The organism is Isoptericola sp. GX10416 (genome assembly GCF_056590155.1).
Map to the genome: position 1 here is coordinate 1 of NZ_JBWPVO010000021.1, position 15,512 is coordinate 15,512.

General features: G+C 72.0%; 17 protein-coding genes and 2 tRNA genes. 8 read left to right on the top strand and 11 right to left on the bottom strand.

Annotated features, from left to right (window positions below; all coding sequences use genetic code 11):
• Positions 1–359 (bottom strand): ATP-binding cassette domain-containing protein (locus ACWAT2_RS18655; protein WP_402378033.1); only part of this gene is annotated, 359 nt, incomplete at its 3' end.
• Between the two features lie 69 nt (positions 360–428).
• Positions 429–1,736, bottom strand: coding sequence for a GNAT family N-acetyltransferase (locus ACWAT2_RS18660; RefSeq protein ID WP_402378036.1), 1,308 nt, complete (start codon positions 1,734–1,736; stop codon positions 429–431).
• A 60-nt stretch (positions 1,737–1,796) separates the two neighbouring features.
• Here ACWAT2_RS18660 and ACWAT2_RS18665 point away from each other — a divergent pair, with 60 nt between their 5' ends.
• Positions 1,797–2,126: an MGMT family protein gene (locus ACWAT2_RS18665; protein WP_402378039.1), complete on the top strand. Its 330-nt coding sequence runs from the start codon at positions 1,797–1,799 to the stop codon at positions 2,124–2,126.
• A gap of 48 nt (positions 2,127–2,174) precedes the next feature.
• Here ACWAT2_RS18665 and ACWAT2_RS18670 read toward each other — a convergent pair whose 3' ends face one another.
• Positions 2,175–3,206, bottom strand: a complete 1,032-nt coding sequence (locus ACWAT2_RS18670; protein ID WP_402378112.1) for an LLM class F420-dependent oxidoreductase — start codon at positions 3,204–3,206, stop codon at positions 2,175–2,177.
• Positions 3,207–3,316: 110 nt separating this feature from the next.
• Here ACWAT2_RS18670 and ACWAT2_RS18675 point away from each other — a divergent pair, with 110 nt between their 5' ends.
• Positions 3,317–3,700: an MmcQ/YjbR family DNA-binding protein gene (locus ACWAT2_RS18675; RefSeq protein ID WP_402378042.1), complete on the top strand. Its 384-nt coding sequence runs from the start codon at positions 3,317–3,319 to the stop codon at positions 3,698–3,700.
• Between the two features lie 95 nt (positions 3,701–3,795).
• Here the strand turns inward: ACWAT2_RS18675 and cysE are convergent, their stop codons facing one another.
• The 5 genes from cysE to ACWAT2_RS18700 form a co-directional block, all read right to left on the bottom strand.
• Positions 3,796–4,401: a serine O-acetyltransferase gene (cysE, locus tag ACWAT2_RS18680; RefSeq protein WP_402378045.1), complete on the bottom strand. Its 606-nt coding sequence runs from the start codon at positions 4,399–4,401 to the stop codon at positions 3,796–3,798.
• Positions 4,401–5,336, bottom strand: a complete 936-nt coding sequence (cysK, locus tag ACWAT2_RS18685; RefSeq protein WP_402378048.1) for a cysteine synthase A — start codon at positions 5,334–5,336, stop codon at positions 4,401–4,403. Before cysK ends, cysE begins: the two co-directional genes overlap by 1 nt.
• Positions 5,337–5,706: 370 nt before the next feature.
• On the bottom strand, positions 5,707–6,777 hold the full coding sequence (zapE, locus tag ACWAT2_RS18690; RefSeq protein ID WP_402378051.1) for a cell division protein ZapE: 1,071 nt from the start codon (positions 6,775–6,777) through the stop codon (positions 5,707–5,709).
• A gap of 61 nt (positions 6,778–6,838) precedes the next feature.
• A complete protein-coding gene (locus tag ACWAT2_RS18695) occupies positions 6,839–7,930 on the bottom strand; it encodes a lytic polysaccharide monooxygenase (RefSeq protein ID WP_402378054.1) in 1,092 nt (363 codons plus the stop codon).
• Positions 7,931–8,120: 190 nt separating this feature from the next.
• A tRNA-Gly gene (locus ACWAT2_RS18700) sits at positions 8,121–8,191 on the bottom strand.
• A 132-nt stretch (positions 8,192–8,323) separates the two neighbouring features.
• Here ACWAT2_RS18700 and ACWAT2_RS18705 point away from each other — a divergent pair.
• Positions 8,324–8,400, top strand: a tRNA-Pro gene (locus ACWAT2_RS18705).
• A gap of 38 nt (positions 8,401–8,438) precedes the next feature.
• On the opposite strand, the gene ACWAT2_RS18710 is transcribed toward ACWAT2_RS18705, so the two are convergent.
• From ACWAT2_RS18710 to ACWAT2_RS18720, 3 genes are all read right to left on the bottom strand, one after another.
• Complete coding sequence (locus ACWAT2_RS18710) at positions 8,439–8,777, bottom strand: DUF202 domain-containing protein (protein ID WP_402378057.1); 339 nt, start codon at positions 8,775–8,777, stop codon at positions 8,439–8,441.
• Entirely contained in the window at positions 8,774–9,136 is a 363-nt protein-coding gene (locus tag ACWAT2_RS18715) for a YidH family protein (protein ID WP_402378059.1), read from the bottom strand. Before ACWAT2_RS18715 ends, ACWAT2_RS18710 begins: the two co-directional genes overlap by 4 nt.
• Before the next feature lie 75 nt (positions 9,137–9,211).
• On the bottom strand, positions 9,212–10,171 hold the full coding sequence (locus tag ACWAT2_RS18720) for an NAD(P)/FAD-dependent oxidoreductase (protein ID WP_402378062.1): 960 nt from the start codon (positions 10,169–10,171) through the stop codon (positions 9,212–9,214).
• Between the two features lie 68 nt (positions 10,172–10,239).
• Between ACWAT2_RS18720 and ACWAT2_RS18725 the strand changes: the two genes are divergently transcribed.
• The 5 genes from ACWAT2_RS18725 (at position 10,240) to clpX (ending at position 15,484) form a co-directional block, all read left to right on the top strand.
• On the top strand, positions 10,240–10,887 hold the full coding sequence (locus ACWAT2_RS18725; RefSeq protein WP_402378065.1) for a helix-turn-helix domain-containing protein: 648 nt from the start codon (positions 10,240–10,242) through the stop codon (positions 10,885–10,887).
• 218 nt (positions 10,888–11,105) lie between these two features.
• Entirely contained in the window at positions 11,106–12,488 is a 1,383-nt protein-coding gene (gene tig / locus ACWAT2_RS18730; RefSeq protein ID WP_402378114.1) for a trigger factor, read from the top strand.
• Between the two features lie 170 nt (positions 12,489–12,658).
• Positions 12,659–13,297 carry an ATP-dependent Clp protease proteolytic subunit gene (locus ACWAT2_RS18735; RefSeq protein WP_402378067.1) on the top strand — a complete coding sequence of 213 codons (639 nt, stop codon included), beginning with the start codon at positions 12,659–12,661 and terminating at the stop codon, positions 13,295–13,297.
• 51 nt (positions 13,298–13,348) lie between these two features.
• Positions 13,349–14,065 carry an ATP-dependent Clp protease proteolytic subunit gene (locus tag ACWAT2_RS18740; protein ID WP_402378070.1) on the top strand — a complete coding sequence of 239 codons (717 nt, stop codon included), beginning with the start codon at positions 13,349–13,351 and terminating at the stop codon, positions 14,063–14,065.
• Between the two features lie 153 nt (positions 14,066–14,218).
• Positions 14,219–15,484 carry an ATP-dependent Clp protease ATP-binding subunit ClpX gene (gene clpX, locus ACWAT2_RS18745; protein ID WP_402378073.1) on the top strand — a complete coding sequence of 422 codons (1,266 nt, stop codon included), beginning with the start codon at positions 14,219–14,221 and terminating at the stop codon, positions 15,482–15,484.
• Positions 15,485–15,512: the final 28 nt, after the last annotated feature.

Here is a 15,512-nt window from a genome sequence, read left to right on the forward strand (position 1 = left end):
ATGGCGCGTAGCAGGGTGGACTTGCCGGAGCCGTTGATCCCGACGATCCCGATGGACTCGCCGTGGCGTGCGGTGAAGGACACCCCGCGCACGGCGTGGACCTCGCTGACCGCACCGACGTGCTTCCGCCCCGCCCCGAGCAGCCGCTTGACCAGGCTGCGCCTCGCAGGTGCCGACCGTGCCGCGCTGACGGGCTGGCCGGCACCGCCGCCGAACACCCGGAAGACGATGTGGAGCTCGTCCACCACCAGGCACGGGTCGCCGAGCCGGACGGCGTCGGCGCGTTCCCCCTCGTCGTCCTCCTCGAGCTCCAGGTCGACGTCGGGGAACCGGTCGCCACGGACCATGGTCGATGCCATGGCGAGGACGGTATCAGATGACCTACTGAGTCGATAGGAATGGTTGGGTAGGTGCCTCCTGGCCGGGTCCTAGAACACCCAGCTGCACACCGGCGCGACCGGCCAGCCGAACGCCGTGCTCGCCGCCGCCAGCGAGCCGGGGGTGCGCTCCGCGACCAGGCCTGCGGTGGCCAGTCCCGCGAGCGACGTCCCGCCCAGGTACACGGCGCCGAGCTCGCGGACGTCCAGCGCCAGGTCGGCCTCCGACGGCGGCACGTCCGCCGGTTCGCAACGCGCCGAACCGAAGGGCTCGGCCCGCAGCCGCCATACACCGGCGTTGGCGGGCAGCCGGGCGTCGGTGACGGCGAGGGTCGTGTCGATCGCCGTGGTGTACTGCCGTCCGGCGAGGGCGGTGGGGAGGTCCACGAGGCGGACCCAGACGTTGTCGATCCGGCGCTGCCCCGCTGCGCGCGGGTTCTGGAGCAGGGTGAGGAGCGGGTCGTCCGGAGCGAGGATGAACGGCTTGGTCTCGGTCATCAGGTCGAGGTCGACCAGGACGCCCCACAGGGCGCGCGACGCTGCGGCGTCGAGGGTGACGGCCTCCATGACGTTCACCGTGCCGTCGGTGCCCGTGGGGACCCAGTCGAGCTTGCGGCGCAGCAGCGCGTAGCCTCGCGGCGCCCCGTCGCGCTCCACGATCACGATGCGTCGCGACTCCTGACCGCCGCGGGACGCGGTCGAGTCGTGCCACCAGGACGCCTGCAGCTCGGCCGACTCCCGGGTCGCCCACCCCGGGCGGTTCGACCCGGTGCCGCCCGCGGACTCACCGGCTGCGCGGTGCACCGTGTCGACGAGGGAGGCGTGGCGCTCGCGGTCGGCGTGCTCGATCCGCACCGTGTGCTCGGCCGCGCCAGGCACGTCGCGCAGGGATGCGCCGCGCGGGATGGTCAGACGGACGTCGTCGGCCGCCTTGCCGTAGCCGAACCGGCCGTAGATCGGGTACTCCGCGGCGAAGAGCGCGGACAGGGGTTCGCCTCGTTCCCGGCAGCGGGCCAGGTGCAGGTCGATCATGGCGCTCGCGATACCGCGCCGACGGTGCTGGGGGTGCACGCCCACCCACGTCAAGCCCGCCGTGGGCAGCGTGCCACCCGGGACGGGGAAGCGGCTGAACGGGTACGAGGCGTGCATGGCCGCGAGCTCGGAGCCGGGGCTCGTGCCGCCGTCGACCACGACGCCCACCGCGCGCTCCCACGTCAGCGGTGACGGTTCCTTCTCGATCTCGTCCGGTTCCACCGGCGAGGGGAAGGCCCACGAGTCGACGTGCGTGACGGCGCGGCGGTCGTCGGCGGTGAGCTGGCGGAAGCGGTACCCGTGCGGGGCGGGTGCGTCGATGGTCACGGGCCGATCCTGCCGCCCCGCGCGGTCCGGCGCCAGAGCGGCCGCGGTAGGGTGCACCGCGTGATCGAGGACGCCGCGACCAGCGCTGCCGAGGAGTACCTGGACGAGGTGCTCGCCGTCGTCGAACGGGTCCCGTCAGGGCGGGCCACGACCTACGGGCTGGTCGCCGAGGCCGTCGCCGAGGTGCTCGGCCGCGGCGGCCCACGCCAGGTCGGCCAGGTCATGGCCCGCGCAGGGTCCGGGGTCGCCTGGTGGCGGGTGGTCAACGCCGCGGGGGCGCCCCCTGCCCACCACCTGGACCGCGCGCTCACCGAGCTGCGCGCCGAGGGCTGCCCCCTGACCCGCGACGGGCGGCGGGTCGACCTGCGCCGCGCCGTCTGGCTTCCCTGACGGTGGTCGCGCCGGGTCGGCCGAGCCGGCGTCGGCCGAGCCTGCGGCTCAGCCGAGCAGGGCCGCCGCCGACGCGGCGTCCCCCTGGACCAGGAGCGTCGTCAGGGCCGTGCTCTCCCAGCGCGCGAGGTCCGCGCGGACCTTCGCCGCGGGCCCCACGAGCGCGATCTCCTCGACGAGCTCGGTCGGCACCGCACGGGCGGCGTCCTCCTTGCGGCCCTCGAGATAGAGCCGCTGCACCTCGTCGGTGACCTCCGCGTACCCGAGGCGGTCGAGGGACGCCTTGTGGAAGTTCGCCTCCTTGGCGCCCATCCCGCCCGCGTAGAGAGCGATGTGGGGGCGGACGACGTCGGCCGCGGACTCGACGTCGTCGCGCACCACGACGGGCACGGTCGCCGCGACCTCGAAGTCCTCGGGCCGGGAGCGCTCGTCGGCTCGCCGCGCGAAGCCCTCGGCCAGCAGCTCGCGGTGCTCCGCGTCCGTGCGGGGCGCGTAGAAGCCTGCCATCCAGCCGTCGGCGATCTCGGCCGCCAGGGCGACGTTCTTCGGGCCCTGCGCCGCGAGCACGATCGGCACCTCCGCCCGCACGGGATGCACCGTCGGCTTGAGCGCCTTGCCGAGACCGGTGGCGCCGGGAGTGTCCGCGGGCAGGGGCAGGTGGTAGAACTCGCCGTCGAACGTGACGGGGCGCTCGCGGGCGATGACCTGGCGCACGATGTCGACGTACTCGCGCGTGCGGGCCAGGGGCCGGCGGTAGGGCTGCCCGTACCAGCCCTCGACGACCTGGGGTCCGGAGGCGCCGAGGCCGAGCACGAACCGCCCGCCGGAGAGGTGGTCCAAGGTGAGCGCCTGCATCGCCGTGGCGGTGGGAGTGCGGGCTGCCATCTGCGCGATCCCCGTGCCGAGCCGCAGCCGGGACGTGTGCGAGCCCCACCACGCGAGCGGGGTGAAGGCGTCGGACCCGTAGGCCTCCGCCGTCCACACGGAGTCGAGCCCGGCGGCCTCGGCCTGCTGCAGAGCCTCCACGATGCCGACCGGTGGCTTGCGGGACCAGTAGCCGGTCTGGATGCCGATGCGCAGGGTGGTCATGGGTCTCCTCGTCGAGTCGTGGTATCTGGGACGTCCGGTCCCGGATACCTCACACCCTAGCCGAGGTGGCGTCGGCGGACGGTGCGTCCGATCCTGAGGAGATGGCCACCTACGACGACGTCGCCCGTCTGGCGCTCGCCCTGCCGGAGACGACGGAGGGCACCTCGCGCGGATGGCGAGTGTGGAAGGTCGCCGGCCGGCAGTTCGTCTGGGAGCGGCCCTTCACGCAGGCGGACCTGCGGCGGTTCGGCGACGAGGCCGTGCCGCCCGGGCCGATCCTCGCGGCCGCCGTCGAGGACCTGGGGGAGAAGGAGGCCGTCCTCGCGGCCCGCCCCGGAAGCCACTTCACCATCGCGCACCTGGACGGGTACGCCGCCGTGCTGGTGCGGCTCGACGCGGTCGACGGCGGCACGCTGGCCGAGACCGTCGAGGACGCCTGGCTGGCGCGAGCCCCGCGTCGGCTGGCCGCCGAGCACGGGCCGTGAAGGAGCGCGAGGCGCCGTTGCCCCGCACCACCAACCTTTCTAGTGCCGCCGACGGCACCGAACAAGGGCTGGACGCGTCCGTTGCCGAATCGACATCAGATGACGTACTCGATGAGCTGCGAGGGGTCCTCGAAGCTCTGCCCGTTGGTCGGCCGCGGCGGGCGTGGCGTCCGCAGGCGTGCCGGGACCCCGACGGCGACGGCGGACGCCGGGACGTCGCGCGTCACGACGGCGTTGGCGCCGATCTTGGCGTCGTGGCCGATCCACAGCGGGCCGAGGATCTTGGCGCCGGAACCGACCATCACCCGGTCGCCGAGGGTGGGGTGCCGCTTGCCCGGGTTCATCGAGCGGCCGCCGAGCGTCACACCGTGGAAGAGCAGGCAGTCGTCGCCGACCTCGGCGGTGGCGCCGATGACGACGCCCATCCCGTGGTCGATGAACAGCCGACGGCCGATGCGGGCACCCGGGTGGATCTCGACGCCGGTGAAGAGCCGGGACGCGAGCGAGATCACGCGCGCGAGCAGGCGCAGCGCGGGCTGCTGCCACAGGGCGTGCGCGACGCGGTAGTGCCACACGGCGTGGACGCCGGGGTAGGTCAGGACGACCGCGGCGAGCGAGGTCGCGGCCGGGTCCTGGGCGCGCGCGGTCTCCGCGTCCTCACGGAGGAGGCGGAGGAACGCGCGCGCCGAGGAGCGGTCCATCAGTCCAGCAGGTCCGCGTACAGGATGGTCGACAGGTAGCGCTCGCCGAAGTCGGGGATGATCACGACGATCGTCTTGCCGGCGTTCTCCTCGCGCTGAGCGACCTGCACCGCAGCTGCCAGGGCGGCACCCGAGGAGATCCCGACGAGCAGGCCCTCCTCCTTCGCTGCGCGCTTGGCGAACTCGACGGACGTCTCCGCGTTGATGTCGATGACCTCGTCGTACACCTCGCGGTCGAGGATGTCGGGCACGAAGTTCGCGCCGAGGCCCTGGATCTTGTGCGGACCGGGGGCGCCGCCGTTGAGGATGGCGGACTCCTCGGGCTCGACGGCGATGATCTTGACCTCGGGCTTGCGCTCCTTGAGCACCTGGCCGACGCCGGTGATGGTGCCGCCGGTGCCGATGCCGGAGATGACGATGTCGACGCCGCCGTCGGTGTCCGCCCAGATCTCCTCGGCGGTGGTCTCCCGGTGGACCTTCGGGTTCGCCTCGTTGGCGAACTGGCGGGCCAGGACGGCGCCCGGGCGCTCGGCGGCGATCTTCTCGGCCGCGGAGACGGCACCCTTCATGCCCTCGGCGCCCGGCGTGAGCACGAGCTCGGCACCGTACGCGCGCAGCAGGGCGCGGCGCTCCTTGGACATGGTCTCCGGCATGGTGAGCACGACGTCGTAGCCACGCGCCGCGCCGACCCACGCCAGGGCGATGCCGGTGTTGCCCGAGGTGCCCTCGACGATCGTGCCGCCGGGCTGGAGCTCGCCGGACGCCTCGGCGGCGTCGATGATCGAGACGCCGATGCGGTCCTTGACGGAGTTCGCCGGGTTGTAGAACTCCAGCTTGGCGGCGACCGTCGCGGGAGCGCCCTCGGTGAGTCGGTTGATCTTGACCAGCGGGGTGCGCCCGATGAGCTTCGTCGCGTCGTCGTAGATGGTGGCCATGTGTGATGTTCCTTCGTCAGTTGCGGTGGTGCGGTGGTCGAGGGTGCTGAGTGGCGGTGCCCGACGGGGGCGCGCGCCAGGGAGCGGCGCTGACGTGTCGTCGTGGCGGAGAGGCAGAGTGGGGCGAGCGTCGCACGGTCGCCGCGGCCCGCGTGGCGGGTCAGGCGTGGCGTGGACGCTCTACCGACAGCAGCAGGCCGCCATGAGGGCGCCGCTCACCGGCAGGCGCACGGCGGTGCACGTCCGGGAGGTGGCGGGGAAAGCAGCACGGAGGAACGCGGTGGTGCTCATCGGTTCCTCCCGTGGTCGGCGGCGTGGGCCGTATCGTGTGCTTTCCGGGCGGGCCGGGCAAGGGCCTGCGGCGTCGAGCCTAACGACCCGACGACCGATCGACAAGGCTGGTCCCACTCATCAGCAACCTCGATGAGTCGGACGGCGACTGTGCCACCTGGTGCAGCCGGCTCGCGGCACGCGGCAGGTCCGGCGGCGCCGGCCGGTCGGCGGGCACGGTCAGCAGCGTCGCGAGGTGGTCCGAGGGCTGCCGGTCGTCCTCGTCGGCGGTGAGCGTGAGCACGAGCGGTCGGTCCTTGTCGTGCAGCACGTCCACGAGGCTCACGAACCGCGCCTGCGTGTCGGGGCGGCAGTCGGTGAGGGGCGGGAGGCCGAGCAGCACGAACCGTCGGTAGCGCTCGGCCAGGGACAGCAGGTCCGCGGCAGACACGGGAGCGGCGCACAGGCCCAGGAAGTCGAACCAGAGCGTGCCGCCGTCGACCCGCAGCGCCTCCACCGCGCGACCGCCGGGCAGCGGGACGTCCACGCGGTCCGCCACGTCCGGCGTCTCGAGCGTGCCGGCGGCCAGGACACGGCCGGATCGCCAGCCCTGGGCCACGCGGCCGTCGTCGGGCGCGAGGGTGCGGAAGTCCGTGGGGCCGGCGACCTCGATCACGGCCAGGGACTCCTCGACCATCTCGACGAGCGGCTCGGCGAGATGGTGGTAGAGCGGCGACGGCAACAACCCGTGCGGCGGGTAGTTCGACGTCGCGACGACGGTGACGCGCCGTGCGAGGAGCGCGCGCAGGGCACGGGTGAGGAGCATGGCGTCGCCGGGGTCGTGCAGGTGGAGCTCGTCGAAGCAGAGGGTGCGGGCGTCGCCGAGCAGCGCGTCGAGCGCGCGCTCCATGGCCTTCTCGCGCCCGGTGCGGGCCCACACCTCGGCGTGCAGCGCCCGGTAGAACTCGTGGAAGTGGAAGCGGGGACCGCCGGCCGCCGCGTGGAAGGTGTCGAGCAGCCAGGTCTTGCCGCGGCCCACCGGTCCCCACAGGTAGACGCCGTCCCCGCGCCCGCCGGTGCGCAGCAGCTCCTCCAGCCGGCCGGCGGCCACCCGCTGTGCGGGGGAGAGGACGAAGCCGGAGCCGGCGGCCGCGTCGAGGATCGGGTGCACCGTCCGAACCTACGGCGTCGGCCCCGATCCTGCCAGGACCGGGGCCGACGCCGCGAGCAGGTCAGGCTGCCGAGCACTCCGTGGAGATGGCGCTCGGATCGCCGTTGCCGATGAATCCGAACGACGTGGACGCGCCGGCCGCGAGGCTGCCGTTCCAGTCGACGTTCGAGACGGTGCTGCCGGACACCGACCCGTTCCACGCCTGGTTGATCGTCGCGCCGTCGACGACGACGTCCCAGCCGTCGATCGCCGCGTCGCCGGCGGTCACGGTCACGTCGGCCTGGTAGCCGCCGGACCACGAGTTGGTGATGGTCGCCTCGGCGGTGCAGTCACCGCCGGTGCCGTCGCCCGGGTCCTCGCCGTCACCGGGGTCCTCGCCGTCGCCCGGGTCTTCACCGTCACCGGGGTCTTCACCGTCACCGGGGTCTTCGCCGTCGCCCGGGTCCTCACCGTCGGCGGGGCCGTCGCCGACGATGTCCCCGCCACCGATGTTGATGTCGGAGCACAGGTAGTACGGCTGGTCGGCGTGGCTCGCCTGCCAGACGGTGTAGAGCACCGCGCGGCCGTCGTAGCCGGTCAGGTCCACCTCGGCCTGGTACGGCGACGTGGTCGGGTAGGAGTCCGTCACCTGCAGCAGGTCGAGGTCGTCCCAGCCGAGACGCTCGGTCGTGGGGTCGAAGCTGGGCTTCGAGACGTAGATCCGCAGGTAGTCCGCGCCGTGGTTCGCGCCGTCGGTGAGGGTGAGCGTGAACTGGTGGTCGACGCCGGTGGCGTACCAGCCGCCGGGCGTGTCGAGGTAGTCGTACCGCCCGCCCTCGGTCTGACCGCCGGAGCAGAGCTGGCCGTCGGGGATGAGCTCCTCGTGCCGGTGGTTGATGCCTTCGTGGTACAGGCCGTTCCAGTTCCACATGGCGGCCGGCTCGGCCTGCCAGGCGCCCCAGCACATCGGGTCGATCTCAGCCATCTCGGGGTTCAGGTGATCGTCGCCCCACCGCTCGAGGCAGCCGTAGTTGCGGGTGGGCGGGTCGGTGACCGAACCGTGGGCGGCGGCCGAGCTCGCGCCCACCGTGGCGACGGCCACGAACGCGAGTGGCGCGACGAGGGCGGCGGAGGCGGCCATCGCCGCCTTGCGCCATCGGGTTGTGCGGGACATCGGTGTCCTCCTGATGCTCGTGCGGCGGCCGCACGAGGCGGCCCGAACAGATGCCATCAGGCCACGCGGGACGCCTCCGGCGCCATGATCGAACCGTTTAGGTTACCGGGGCGATCGAATTGCCTGGCGGTGCCCGGGATGCAGCGAAGCCCAGGTCGGCACGCTGGCTGACCTGGGCTTCGACAGGGTGAGCGGGCGACGGGAATCGAACCCGCGTCATCAGTTTGGAAGACTGAGGCTTTACCATTAAGCTACGCCCGCACGTGCCCGACGGCACAGCACCGGTAGGTGCCGCATGCGTCGGGATGCGGGCGCCAGCCTAGCAAAGACTCGGCGGTGCTCCGGGGCACTAGACTTGCGCCGGGCCTGCCGTCCTCGGGCGGACAGGTACCTCGGGGTGTGGCGCAGCTTGGTAGCGCATCTGCTTTGGGAGCAGAGGGTCGCAGGTTCAAATCCTGTCACCCCGACCAGTTCTGACCTGCGACGACGTGGTGAGGTCCGGCCTCGGTCAGAAGACGAGCACCAGGACCGTGCCGCCCAGGCCGAGCAGCGACGTCCCCGCGCAGACCAGCGCGATGCGACGGCCGTGCCTCAGGCGGGGGACCTCCTGCCGCAGGTGCGCCTGCGTCCGGCGGGCGTGGCGGCTCGCGAACCACCATGCCGGGGGAGTGAGCAGGAGGGCGACACCGGCCACGGCCAGGGCGTGGGTGCCCCGGACCGCAGGGAAGACCTGCATCGTCACCAGTGCCGCCGCCGCGAACGACAGCACGGAGCGCCGCCACGCCAGCTCGGTGCGCTCGGCGGCCAGCCCGCGTCCGGGCCGGTGGGGACCTTCGGCCTCGCTCATCTCAGCAGCAGCGCCAGCAGGACCAGGATGCCCACCACGGTCACCGACGTCACGAGCAGGAGGCCGGTGAACCCGCCCGGCAGCGGGGCCTCCTCACGCATGGCGCGCTCCGTGCGCGCCCACTCGACCGCCGCCAGCACGGGCACTGCCGACCCGGCGACCAGCAGCACGATCGCCGCGGCGAGGCGCAGGTGGGGTTCCATCGGCAGGTCGAGCGCCTCGAGCGCCGTCCCGCCGGCGACGAGCCCGAGCGACGTACGGATCCAGGCGAGGACCGTGCGTTCGTTCGCCAGGGAGAACCGGGCGTCGGGCTCGGTGCCCCGGGAGTACACCCAGCGCGGGAAGCGTTCGGCGGCCATCAGGCTCCTCCCGGTGTCTCGGCTGGGCGTCCCGCCGCCATCCTGGCACCCGGGCACCGCCCGCACCATCGGGTCCTAGCGACCTGCGGCAACCGCGGCAGTCGCGTCCGCACCGATGAGGTCGGCGGTGATCTGCGCGGCGGCCCAGGTGCCCTCGGCGGCGGCCGTCGAGACCTGGGCGGTCAGGTTGGTGGCGTTGCCCGCCACCCAGACGCCCGGGACGGAGCCGCGGCCGGTCGCGTCCGCGACGAGGTGCTCGCCCTGGCCGGACGGATGCGGTGCGGTCTCGAGGCCGAGCTGCCCGACGACGTCGGCCCGGGCGCGCATCGTCGTCGCGACGGCGAGGGCGTCGAGCGCGACGGCCGTGCCGTCGACGAGCACGACGCCGGTCAGCCGGCCGTCCCGGGCCGTCACCTCGCGGACCTTGCCTGTCGCCACCGTGACCCCGCGGGCCGCGAGCTTCGCGGCGTCCTCCGGTGACGGTTCCGGCGCGGTGTGCGCCAGCAGGACCACCTGGTCGCTCCACTGGCTGAAGAGCAGCGCCTGGTGCGCGGCCGTCGGGCCGGAGGCGAGGACGCCGATGCGCCGGTCGCGCACCTCGTAGCCGTGGCAGAACGGGCAGTGCACCACGTCGCGTCCCCAGTGCTCGGCCAGCCCGGGCACGTCGGGCAGCTCGTCGACGAGGCCGGTCGTCACGAGCAGGCGCCGGGCGCGGGAGACCCTCCCGTCGTCGAGCGTGACCGCGAAGGGGTGCGTGCCGCCGTCGTCCCGGACGACCTGGGCCGCGCGCCCGTCCACGATCTGCCCGCCGTAGCCGCGAACCTCGGCGCGGCCCGTCGCGACCAGCTCGGCCGGTGCGACGCCCTCGCGCCCGAGGAGCCCGTGCACGCCGGCCGCGGGGGCGTTGCGAGGCTCGCCCGCGTCGATCACGGCGACCCTCCACCGGGCGCGGGCGAGCGTGAGGGCACCGCTCAGCCCGGCGGCGCCGCCACCGATCACCAGCACGTCATAGGTCTTGTCCAGATTCTCGTCCATGTGCCCCAGCGTGCGCCCGACCCAGGTCGGGCAGCAAGGCGCGTTGCCGATATGGCAAAGTGTTGGGTATGGACGATGACGAACCGGCATCCGGCCCGACCCACGACCACGAGCCAGACGGGGCGCCCGACGACCTCGCCGCGGCGCTGGGCACCGTCGGGCCGCGGCTGCGGAGCCTCCGGCAGGCGCGGGAGGTCACGCTCGCCGCGCTCTCGGCCAGCACGGGCATCTCGGTGAGCACGCTGTCCCGGCTGGAGTCGGGAGCGCGCCGGCCGTCGCTCGAGCTGCTGCTCCCGTTGGCCCGCGCGCACGGCGTCACCCTCGACGACCTGGTGGACGCCCCGACGACCGGAGACCCGCGGGTGCACCTCAAGCCGGTGACGGCCCACGGGCTCACGATGATCGCCCTGACGCCCGGATCGCCCGAGATCGGGGCCTACAAGATGATCCTCGAGGCTGACGCGCGCACCACCCCCGACCCGCGCACGCACGAGGGGTACGAGTGGCTCTACGTGCTCACCGGCCGGCTCCGACTCGTGCTCGGTCACCACGACGTCGTCATGGGGCCGGGGGAGGCCGCCGAGTTCGACACCCGGGTGCCGCACTGGTTCGGTCCCGCCGCGGGCGAGGCCGTGGAGCTGCTCAGCCTCTTCGGCAAGCAGGGGCAGCGGGCGCACACCCGTGTGCGTCCGAAGCGCTCGACGGCCGAACCGTGAGCACGGCGTGCTTGCGGCGTGGCACATCCCACCGCTGACGGCACGTCGACGCCGAGCCGTGTGGCGTATGATCGATGGGTTGCCCGTGCGCCCGTCGTACCGGGCTTTGCACGATCGCAGCACCGCACGACCGCACAGCATCCAGCGCCGCAGCAACCAGCCCGGCTCCTACCGGCGAGACGCGCGCGCACGCACCCGACACGTTGGAGACCATCGAAGTGAAGAGCGCCGTCGAGACCCTGGACCCCACCAAGGTCAAGCTGACCGTCGAGGTGGAGTACGACGAGCTCAAGCCGAGCATCGACCACGCCTACAAGCACATCGCGGAGCAGGTGAACATCCCCGGCTTCCGCAAGGGCAAGGTCCCCCCGCGCATCATCGACCAGCGGGTCGGCTGGGGTGCCGTCGTCGAGCACGCCGTGAACGAGGGCCTGTCGGGCTTCTACCGCGACGCCGTGAACGAGACCGAGCTGCGTCCCCTGGGCCAGCCCGAGGTCGAGGTCACCGAGATCCCGGAGAAGGCGGGCGAGGGCCAGCTGGCGTTCGTCGCCGAGGTCGAGATCCGTCCCGAGGTGACGCTGCCCGACCTGGCCGGCATGGAGCTGACCGTCGAGTCGACCGAGGTCGCCGACGCCGACGTGGACGAGCGCCTCGAGTCCCTGCGCGAGCGCTTCGGCACCCTGGTGGGCGTCGACCGCCCCGCCGTCGAGGGCGACTACGTCGTCATCGACCTCCGTGCCGTCATCGGCGACGAGGAGATCGACTCGGTCTCCGGCGTCTCGTACCAGATCGGCGCCGGCAACATGCTCGAGGGCCTGGACGAGGCCCTCACCGGCCTGTCCGCCGACGAGACCACGACCTTCACCTCGAACCTCGCCGGTGGCGAGCACGCGGGCGACGAGGCGACCGTCACGGTCACCGCGACCTCCGTCAAGGAGCGCGAGCTGCCCGAGGCCGACGACGACTTCGCCCAGATGGCGTCGGAGTTCGACACCCTCGACGAGCTCAAGGCCGACCTGCGTGAGCAGGTGGCGTCGTCCAAGACCTCGACCCAGGCCGTCGCAGCCCGCGACGCCCTGCTCGAGAAGCTTCTCGAGGCCGTCGAGATCCCGGTGCCGCAGGGCGTCGTGGAGGCCGAGGTGCACCGCCACCTCGAGCAGGAGGGCCGGCTCGAGGACGACGAGCACCGCGCCGAGGTCACCGTGGACGCCACGAAGGCGATCACCAACCAGATCCTGCTCGACACCCTCGCCGAAGAGCTCAAGGTGCAGGTCGGCCAGGGCGAGCTCATCGAGTACCTCGTGCAGGCCTCGCAGCAGTACGGCATGGAGCCGCAGCAGTTCATCCAGACCCTCGACCAGGGCGGGCAGATCCCCGCGATGGTCGGCGAGGTCGCGCGTTCCAAGGCGCTCGCGGTGGCACTGCGGGACATCGAGGTCAAGGACTCCGAGGGCAACGTGGTGGACCTGACCGAGTTCATCGGCACCGCCGAGGACGACGAGGCCGAGGCCGCCGCTGCCGAGGACGCCGCCGTCGAGGCGGACGCCGACACGGACGAGCCCGCCGAGAACGAGGCGACCGAGGACCAGGCCAAGGCCTGACCCTCTCGCCGACGACGACGGCCCGCACCTCCCGCACGGAGGTTGCGGGCCGTCGTCGTCCCACCCGGGGACGGGGCCTGTGCGCCAGCAGCGAAACAGGCCGCACCAGGGACTCTTCGTGCCGGTCGGGCGCGTTAGGGTCGAGCGACAGCGAACTGAAGGAGACGGACGTGAACGACCTGCTGCAGGTGGACCAGGCGGCGCCGGTGGCCCGGTCCGAGGGACAGGGCCTCGGCCTCAACGACTCCATCTACAACCGGCTCCTCAAGGAGCGCATCATCTGGCTGGGTTCGGAGGTGCGCGACGACAACGCCAACGCGATCTGCGCCCAGCTGATGCTCCTGGCGGCCGAGGACCCTGACAAGGACATCTACCTCTACATCAACTCGCCCGGTGGCTCGATCACGGCGGGCATGGCGATCTACGACACGATGCAGTTCATCCAGCCCGACGTGGCCACCGTGGCCATGGGCATGGCGGCATCGATGGGACAGTTCCTGCTGTCCTCGGGCGCGCGGGGCAAGCGCTACATCACGCCCCACGCCCGCGTGCTGATGCACCAGCCCTCGGGCGGCGTCGGCGGTACCGCCACCGACGTGCGCATCGGTGCCCAGCTGATCATGCACATGAAGAAGGTGCTCGCCGAGCTCACGGCCGAGCAGACCGGCAAGCCGCTCGAGCAGATTCTCAAGGACAACGACCGCGACAGCTGGTTCACGGCGCAGGAGGCGCTGGAGTACGGCTTCGTCGACCGCGTCGTCGAGACGGCGTCGTCGGTCTCCGGTGGCGGTGGCACGAACGCCGACTGAGACCACCCCACCGACCCCGGTCGCAAGACCCTTCCTGTTCCGAGGAGAACCATGAGCTACTCGCCCGAGTACCAGTTCGCGATGACGGCGGAGCGCCTCGCCGGGAACGCCGGCCGCCCCGGCGGCGTGGCGATGCCCAACGGCGCGCCGACGTCGCGCTACGTGCTGCCCCAGTTCGAGGAGCGCACGCCGTACGGGTTCAAGCGCCAGGACCCCTACACCAAGCTGTTCGAGGACCGCATCATCTTCATGGGCGTCCAGGTCGACGACGCGTCGGCGGACGACGTGATGGCGCAGCTGCTGGTCCTGGAGTCCCAGGACCCCGACCGCGACATCATGATCTACATCAACTCGCCGGGCGGGTCGTTCACGGCCATGACCGCGCTGTACGACACGATGCAGTTCATCAAGCCGCAGATCCAGACCGTCTGCCTCGGGCAGGCGGCGTCGGCGGCCGCCGTGCTGCTGGCCGCGGGGCAGAAGGGCAAGCGTCTGGCGCTGCCCAACGCCCGCGTCCTCATCCACCAGCCGGCGATGGAGAACGGTGGCTACGCGCAGGCGTCCGACATCGAGATCCACGCCAACGAGCTGATCCGCATGCGGGAGTGGCTCGAGGACACCCTGGCGATGCACACCGGCAAGGACGTCCAGGAGATCCGCGACGACATCGAGCGGGACAAGATCCTCACCGCCGCGGCCGCGAAGGACTACGGCCTGGTCGACCAGGTGCTCGAGTCCCGCAAGGTCCTGCAGCAGATCGAGCGCTGACGGGCTCTCGAGGCGCCGTCGATGCACGCCGACCCGGGTCGCCGACAGCTCGTCGGCGACCCGGGTCGCGCCACACCGGGGCAACCGTACTGACAAGTCGGCCTGCGTAGTGTGGAATGGACGAAGGACCTGCACGAGACAAGGAGGCCCGAGGTGGCTCGTATCGGTGACGGCGCAGACCTGCTCAAGTGCTCGTTCTGCGGCAAGTCTCAGAAACAGGTCAAGAAGCTCATCGCCGGACCGGGCGTGTACATCTGTGACGAGTGCATCGACCTGTGCAACGAGATCATCGAGGAGGAGCTCGGCGAGGCCACCGAGGTCGGGATGACCGAGCTGCCCAAGCCTCGTGAGATCTTCTCGTTCCTCGAGCAGTACGTGATCGGGCAGGAGCCGGCGAAGCGCGCCCTCGCCGTCGCGGTCTACAACCACTACAAGCGGGTGCAGGCCGCGCCGCCGGCGAAGGACGACGACGACTCCGTCGAGATCTCGAAGTCCAACATCCTGCTGATCGGTCCCACGGGGACCGGCAAGACCTACCTGGCGCAGACGCTCGCCAAGATGCTCAACGTCCCGTTCGCCATCGCGGACGCCACGGCCCTCACCGAGGCGGGCTACGTGGGCGAGGACGTCGAGAACATCCTGCTCAAGCTCATCCAGGCCGCCGACTACGACGTCAAGAAGGCCGAGACGGGCATCATCTACATCGACGAGGTCGACAAGGTCGCCCGCAAGGCGGAGAACCCCTCGATCACGCGCGACGTGTCCGGCGAGGGCGTCCAGCAGGCGCTGCTGAAGATCATCGAGGGCACCAGCGCCTCGGTGCCGCCGCAGGGCGGCCGCAAGCACCCGCACCAGGAGTTCATCCAGATCGACACGTCGAACGTGCTGTTCATCGTGGCCGGCGCCTTCGCGGGGCTGGACGACATCATCGCCTCGCGGGCACGCAGGCGCGGCATCGGCTTCTCCGCACCGATGGAGTCGGGCGGGCAGGAGGACCTCTTCTCGGAGGTCCGCCCCGAGGACCTGCACAAGTACGGCCTGATCCCGGAGTTCATCGGCAGGCTCCCTGTCATCGCCTCGGTCTCCCCGCTCGACCGCGAGGCGCTCGTGCGGATCCTGACCGAACCCCGCAACGCGCTCGTCAAGCAGTACCAGCGGATGTTCGAGATCGACGGCGTCCGCCTGGAGTTCGCGGACGACGCCATCGACGCCATCGCTGAGCAGGCGCTGCTGCGGGGCACGGGTGCCCGAGGACTGCGCGCCATCATGGAGGAGGTCCTCCAGCAGGTGATGTTCGACGTCCCCAGCCGTGACGACGTCGAGGGCGTGGTCGTCACGCGCGACGTGGTCGAGGAGAACGTGAACCCGACCATCGTCCCGCGATCCTCGGGGCCGGTCCGCAACCGGAAGTCCGCCTGACGGCCGAGGTCACATCCCGGTCAGGTGC

Coding starts and splice junctions, on each gene's coding strand:
- ACWAT2_RS18675 (WP_402378042.1), top strand. CDS start 3,317: ATGGCCACCTACGACGACGTCGCCCGTCTGGCGCTCGCCCTGCCGGAG.
- cysE (WP_402378045.1), bottom strand. CDS start 4,401: ATGGACCGCTCCTCGGCGCGCGCGTTCCTCCGCCTCCTCCGTGAGGAC.
- cysK (WP_402378048.1), bottom strand. CDS start 5,336: ATGGCCACCATCTACGACGACGCGACGAAGCTCATCGGGCGCACCCCG.
- ACWAT2_RS18695 (WP_402378054.1), bottom strand. CDS start 7,930: ATGTCCCGCACAACCCGATGGCGCAAGGCGGCGATGGCCGCCTCCGCC.
- ACWAT2_RS18710 (WP_402378057.1), bottom strand. CDS start 8,777: ATGAGCGAGGCCGAAGGTCCCCACCGGCCCGGACGCGGGCTGGCCGCC.
- ACWAT2_RS18715 (WP_402378059.1), bottom strand. CDS start 9,136: ATGGCCGCCGAACGCTTCCCGCGCTGGGTGTACTCCCGGGGCACCGAG.
- ACWAT2_RS18720 (WP_402378062.1), bottom strand. CDS start 10,171: ATGGACGAGAATCTGGACAAGACCTATGACGTGCTGGTGATCGGTGGC.
- ACWAT2_RS18725 (WP_402378065.1), top strand. CDS start 10,240: ATGGACGATGACGAACCGGCATCCGGCCCGACCCACGACCACGAGCCA.
- ACWAT2_RS18740 (WP_402378070.1), top strand. CDS start 13,349: ATGAGCTACTCGCCCGAGTACCAGTTCGCGATGACGGCGGAGCGCCTC.